The 5700-nt window shown below is 70.9% G+C and carries 6 protein-coding genes and 3 pseudogenes; 3 read left to right on the plus strand and 6 right to left on the minus strand.

Annotated features, from left to right (window positions below):
- Positions 1 to 862: pseudogene (locus E1182_RS28735) on the plus strand (transposase); the annotation flags it as partial.
- 113 nt (positions 863 to 975) lie between these two features.
- A pseudogene (locus tag E1182_RS32590) lies at positions 976 to 1094 on the plus strand (DUF4291 family protein); the annotation flags it as partial.
- 64 nt (positions 1095 to 1158) lie between these two features.
- Here the strand turns inward: E1182_RS32590 and E1182_RS28745 are convergent.
- A complete protein-coding gene (locus tag E1182_RS28745) occupies positions 1159 to 1623 on the minus strand; it encodes an SAM-dependent methyltransferase (RefSeq protein ID WP_132270870.1) in 465 nt (154 codons plus the stop codon).
- A gap of 57 nt (positions 1624 to 1680) precedes the next feature.
- A complete protein-coding gene (locus E1182_RS28750; protein ID WP_132270871.1) occupies positions 1681 to 2058 on the minus strand; it encodes a DUF4267 domain-containing protein in 378 nt (125 codons plus the stop codon).
- Between the two features lie 105 nt (positions 2059 to 2163).
- On the opposite strand from E1182_RS28750, the gene E1182_RS28755 reads away from it, so the two are divergent.
- Positions 2164 to 2739, plus strand: a complete 576-nt coding sequence (locus E1182_RS28755; RefSeq protein ID WP_132270872.1) for a TetR/AcrR family transcriptional regulator — start codon at positions 2164 to 2166, stop codon at positions 2737 to 2739.
- A 77-nt stretch (positions 2740 to 2816) separates the two neighbouring features.
- Here the strand turns inward: E1182_RS28755 and E1182_RS28760 are convergent, their stop codons facing one another.
- The 4 genes and pseudogenes from E1182_RS28760 to E1182_RS28775 form a co-directional block, all read right to left on the minus strand.
- Positions 2817 to 3410: an ATP/GTP-binding protein gene (locus E1182_RS28760; RefSeq protein ID WP_132270873.1), complete on the minus strand. Its 594-nt coding sequence runs from the start codon at positions 3408 to 3410 to the stop codon at positions 2817 to 2819.
- Position 3411: 1 nt separating this feature from the next.
- On the minus strand, positions 3412 to 3789 hold the full coding sequence (locus tag E1182_RS28765; RefSeq protein ID WP_132270874.1) for a DUF742 domain-containing protein: 378 nt from the start codon (positions 3787 to 3789) through the stop codon (positions 3412 to 3414).
- A 102-nt stretch (positions 3790 to 3891) separates the two neighbouring features.
- Positions 3892 to 4296, minus strand: a complete 405-nt coding sequence (locus tag E1182_RS28770; RefSeq protein ID WP_089011242.1) for a roadblock/LC7 domain-containing protein — start codon at positions 4294 to 4296, stop codon at positions 3892 to 3894.
- A pseudogene (locus tag E1182_RS28775) lies at positions 4293 to 5700 on the minus strand (ATPase); the annotation flags it as partial. The gene E1182_RS28770 and the pseudogene E1182_RS28775, both read right to left, overlap by 4 nt.

Here is a 5700-nt window from a genome sequence, read left to right on the forward strand (position 1 = left end):
GCCCGAGCCCGCCCCGCCGGGTTCACGGGCCAACTGGCCGCTGGTCAACAACCCGGACGACCTGGGCGACCGGGCTGCCGGCGATGTGCCGTCGTACGGCGACCGGGGCGGCCGACCGGTTGACGCGCCCACCGAGGCGGGCAAGGAGCGGCGGGTCACCCCGCCGTGGCTCGCCGACGACCTTCCGCAGGAGCCGCCCGCACTGCGGCTCGTCGAGCCGCCGCCGCTGGCGGACCGGGCGCTGCGCGACAATCTCCGTCCGTCCACCGACCCCAATCTGGAGACGCCGCCGCTGCGGCTGGTGGATCGGGAGGAGCCCGGCCGTGGGTCGCGGGCAGCCCGCGGTGAACGGCCGATCCCCGAACGCCTGCCGGAGCCGGTCGAACGCCGCCCCGCCCCGATGGAGCACCGGCCTCCGCCGGTCTCCGACGAGGGCGACGGCGACCTGCTGATCTTCGCGCAGGCGAAGTCGGCGTGGTTCGTCGGGCACAGCGACTCCACCGACCTGGCCTGGTCGACCACGGCGGACACCGGCTGGCAGGCCGCCGAGCAGGCAGCTCGCCCGGCGGTCGGTTCGGAGACCAAGGCCGGCCTGCCCAAGCGGGTTCCGCAGGCCAATCTGGTGCCCGGTTCGCCGTTGCGCGACGAGCGCCCGCTACGGATCGTCCGTGATGCGGCCAGCCTCGCCGAGAACACCACCGGCTACTTCCGCGGCTGGCGTCGCGGCCAGGAGATCGGCGGATTCGCGGTCGGCGGCCGACCGGGCCGGGAGTCCGCCGGTGGCTGGGACTTCAGCCGCGACCCGGCCGAACGCGACGACGACCGGGAGTACGAGTTCCGGTCCGCCGGTTACCGTTCCTGACACCTCGACAGCGTCGTCCATCCGGGCGACAGCACTCTGTCGGGCGGGCCGGAGGCGGCTCGGGCGCGGAATCTCTGTGGGGCGGTCGAGGCCTGATCGGTGAAGATCGGGTTGTGTCCGTTCCTGCCCGTCAGATCCGTGCCCGCTACCCTGCCGACACCGTCACCGGTACCAGGCGTACCCTCCGCAGATCGCGCTCCCGGCGGTGGCGGCCGGCCGCTTCGCAGCCCCCGCGTCTGCGATGGGATACGAGAGGTCGATGTGCTCGGGAGTTGGCTCCACCGTCAAGCCCTCGCTTACGGCTGGAAGTACTCCGACATGAGACGGCTGACCCATTCCGGCTGCTGGACGTCTACCGGCAGGAACTCGGTCATTGTTGGCTTCAGGTCGATGACGGGGGTACCCGAGACCGCGTCGAGGCCGATCACCGTCAGTTCGCGGCCGCGCACGGATTCGATCGCGCAGCACGTCACCCCGATGCGGTTCGGTCGGCGGGGACCGCGACCGGCGAAGATGCCGACGGGTGGGAGGTCGGCGCGGCCGCGGTTCGGGCGGGGTTCACGGTAGTCGTCGTGTTCCGGGAACTGGTCGAAGATAAACAGCACGTCGACGTGGGAGAAGCCCTCCAACCCTTGCAGACACGCCTCGCCGAAGCGCTCGTCGATGGTGATCGTGCTGCGGACGGCACCCCAGTTGTCTGTGTGCTGGACATCCGTCCGGTCATTGCGGACCGTACCGATCTGATTGATCTCGAAGAGCATGGAGAGGCTGTTCCCTTCAGTGAATGCGATCTTCGGCCGAAGCGGCGTGACACGTGGTCACGCGACGAGCAGGAGCACGCTGATCACCACCATCACCACGGCGGTGGCCGCGTGCACGCCGTACGCAGCTGCCTTGGGGCCGTTGCTGCGCACCACGATCAGCGCGTCGCCGGCGGGCATGCCGGCGGCGGCCAACATGTACCAGCCCAGCAGGTGAGGCGTGGCCCCGGCCAGCACGATGAAGATCAAGATGCCCGAGGCGATGTCGCGCACGGCCTTAACCTTCAGCCAGGCACGGAAGGTGGGGTCCTCGGTCGGCGTGCCGGGGATGCCGAAGCCGGCTGCGGCGTGCGGCGCCCGGAAGGCGTTCAGGCCGATGACGATGATGCCTGCGCCGATCAGTCCGGCGAGGACGGTGGCGACGGTGGTAAGCACGGCGGTTTCCTCCTTGGCGACAGCAGCGACGGTCTAGCGACGCTAGATTCAATAGCGACGCTATACTGCCTTCGACAGGATGTCTAGCGTTGCTAGGATGTAGTCATGTCCGCCATCAGCGAACGCCGCGAGCGTGAGCGTGCTCACCGTCACCAGCTGATCATTACAGCCGCCCGCGAACTCGCCGAGGCCGAAGGCTGGGAAGCAGTCACGACACGACGGCTGGCTGAACGCGTCGAGTACAGCCAGCCGGTGCTGTACAGCCACTTCAACGGCAAAGACGCCATCGTCAGCGCCGTCGCCCTGGACGGATTCAGCCAACTCGCCGCCCACCTAAGCCACGCACGGCAGGCAGCCGCTGAGCCCGGACAGGCTTTGCGCGCCGTCAGCCACGCCTACCTGGCGTTCGCGACCGAGCGACCCGCCCTGTACCAGGCCATGTTCATCCTGCCCACCGACCTGAAGTTCGCGAGCACCGAGACACCGGCCCCGCTGCGGGCTTCGTTCGACGAGTTCGTCAACTGTTTGCACCCGGACAACGAGCGACGCGAACTGTTCGCCGAAGTCATCTGGAGCGCCCTACACGGCATCGCCGTCCTGTCGGGCAGCGGCCGCATCCCCCCGGACGGGCAGGAGGAGCGAGTCGACCTGCTCATCGCCCAGATCGTCGGTGCCCCGTAGGACCGGAAGTCGAGCGACCTTCGCGCACGACAACGCGCCCGACGGCGGCGGTGCCGCGTCGGGCGCGTCGAGGTCGGTCAGGCCGGGGCGACCGCGCGCGAGCGGCGCATCGTCAGCACGTACTCGACCAGCGAGATCAGCACGTGCTTGGTCGACTCCCGGTTACGGGCGTCGCAGGCCACCACCGGCACGTCGGTCGAGATCGCCAGCGCGTCCCGGACGTCCTGCGGGTCGTGGTACTGCATCCCGTCGAAGCAGTTGATGGCCACCAGGTATGGCAGCCGCCGGTGCTCGAAGAAGTCGATCGCCGCGAAGCAGTCGGCCAACCGGCGGGTGTCCACCAGCACCACGGCACCGATGGCGCCGCGTACCAGCTCGTCCCACATGAACCAGAACCGCGTCTGGCCCGGCGTACCGAACAGGTACAGGATCAGGTCCCGGTCGATCGAGATACGACCGAAGTCCATCGCCACCGTGGTCGTCTGCTTTCCCGGCACCTGCCGGGTGTCGTCGACACCCACGCCCGCGGAAGTCATGATCGCTTCGGTGGTCAGCGGCGTGATCTCCGAGACCGAGCCGACCAGCGTCGTCTTGCCGACGCCGAACCCACCGGCGATCACGATCTTCGCCGACGTCACGCGCCCGCTCGGGGTCGGCGGCCGGTGCGACATGTCAGAGCCTGCGAAGTCCACTCAGCACCCTCTCCAGCAGTTCAGTGCCCACCGCGTCGTCCGAGTCGTCCAGGATGGTCGGCTCGTGGACCGCGACCAGGCCATCCGTCGCCATGTCGGCGATGAGCACCCGGGCCACACCCAGTGGCAGCTGCATCCGCGCCGCGATCTCCGCGAGCGACTGCACACGCCCGTCACACAGCGCGGCGATGTACTGGTGCTCCCGGCCCTGGCCACTGTTGCCACTGGCAGCGGCCCGACCGCGCACCGTCGTCTCGACGAGCGCCTCCATGGCGATGTCGAGCCGGGGACGGGTACGACCACGGGTCACGGCGTATGGACGGACCAACGCTCCGGTCGGTTCGTCACGATCGACCATGTCGCCGCTCACCTCCTTCGTACCCGGCACCGGCTCTCGCCCGGTGGCACCCGCCGTTGTTGTTGTGTTGTTGCCGCCGTGCCGACCGCCTGGTCAGCTCGGTCAGCCCATCATCCCGACAGCCGTACGCGGCTGCGGCGTCAAGGCGTCGCCCACCCGGTCGACGAGCAGCGCCATCTCGTAGCCGACCTGACCGACGTCACAGCTACGGGCGGCCAGCACGGCGAACGAGGAGCCGTCCGAGATGGACATCAGGAACAGGAAGCCGTTGTCCATCTCGACGACGGTCTGCAGCACCGCGCCACCCTCGAAGCACCGGGCCGCGCCCTGGGTCAGGCTGACCAGCCCGGAGGAGATGGCGGCCAACTGGTCGGCTCGGTCCCGCGGCAGGTCTCGTGACGACGCGAGGAGCAGACCGTCGGCGGAGACGGCGACCGCGTGCGCGACACCGGGTACCCGGTCGGCGAAGTTGGCCAGCAGCCAACCGAGATCCTGCGTAGTAGTCATCCTTCTTGCTCCTTCTGCCCGCTACCGGCTGCCGGGCCGGAGCCAGGCTGCGAGGATTGCTGCCCTCCCGGAGTCGCCTCCGGATTGATGGGGTTGCTGTCCGAGGGGTTGCTCCGGCCACGCTGCACGCCTCGATGGTAGGCGGAAAGCAGCCCACGCACCCCTTCCGGTGTACGCCGCTGCACCGAGGTGGTCGGTTTCTCCACGGCACCGGGCACGAGCTGCGCCATCGGCGTCCGCTTCGGCAGACCGGTCTCGGTGGTGGCCGCCACCGGCACCTCGGAGGCGGCCACGGCGGCCCGCCAACCGTCGTCGGCCGCGGTCTGCCAACCCGGAGACTGCGGGCCGGATCGACGGTTGGGCGCGCTGTCGGCGAACGCGGGCCGACCGGCCCCCTGCGACGCCGGGCCGCTGTCGTACGGCGCTCCTCCGGCCGTCGGTGTGTTGACCATCGGCGCATTACCTGTGGTCCGTGGTGCGGGCTTCTGGACGGGCTGGCCGACGGCGTCGACAATGGGCATCTGCTGGGTGGCGGCACCGCTGGCCGTTGTGGTCGCCGCCTCCTCCGGACCCGGCTTACGGGTCCGGAACCAGGCCGACTCGAGCTCCCGGAAGATCGGCAGCTCCATGGTCTCGTCGGCGAACCGCTGCCGGTTCGCCGTCTCCTGCGGGGTGGCCGGCCGGTTGACCGGCGCGGTCTGCCCGGCACGCGGCTGCGGCACGACCGGCGGATGCGCCGGCTCGGGGCGGACCACCCGAGGCAGCTCGGTGGTCATGTCCAGGGCCGCGGCGAGCCGCTCGGGCACCGGCGGGGCGGCCGTCTCCCGCTCCGGATTGGCCACCGGCGGCCAGGCCGGCGGGGCACCGACGGCAGGCGGAACCTGCCGGGGCGGCATGGCGACCGGCGCGGCCGGGCCGGGCTGGCCGGAGACCGGCTGCGCCGAGACCGGCTGGGCCGACACGGGCGCGGCGGAGACGGGTTGACCCGACACCGGCTGACCGGAGACCGGGACACCAGAGACCGGCGGCGCGGAGACCGGCGGGGCGCTGTACGGACGGACCTCCGGGCCGCTCGGCAGCTGCCGCGGGATCACCGGCTGCTGACCGGTGACCGCCGGGTCGCCGTCGGAGGCGCGTCGCTGCGGCAGCGGGTTGACCGGCTGGCCGTTGGTGGGCCGCGGCGGGTAGCTGTCGTTGCCGTTGACTCCGGTGGCCCCGGTCAGGTCGGACCAGGCGGGCACAGCCCGTCCACCGCCCGGGTGGGCCGAGCCGTTGCGGGGTGCCGGTTCGAAGGGCCGGCCGCCCAGCGTGACCTGGTTGCCGGACTCACCGGGCCGGGGGGCCGACGACGTCGGGCGGGCACCGAGCGCGGGCAGGGCCCCGAAAACCGGGGACGGGCCGGGC

Source organism: Micromonospora sp. KC721, from assembly GCF_004348355.1.
GTDB lineage: Bacteria > Actinomycetota > Actinomycetes > Mycobacteriales > Micromonosporaceae > Micromonospora.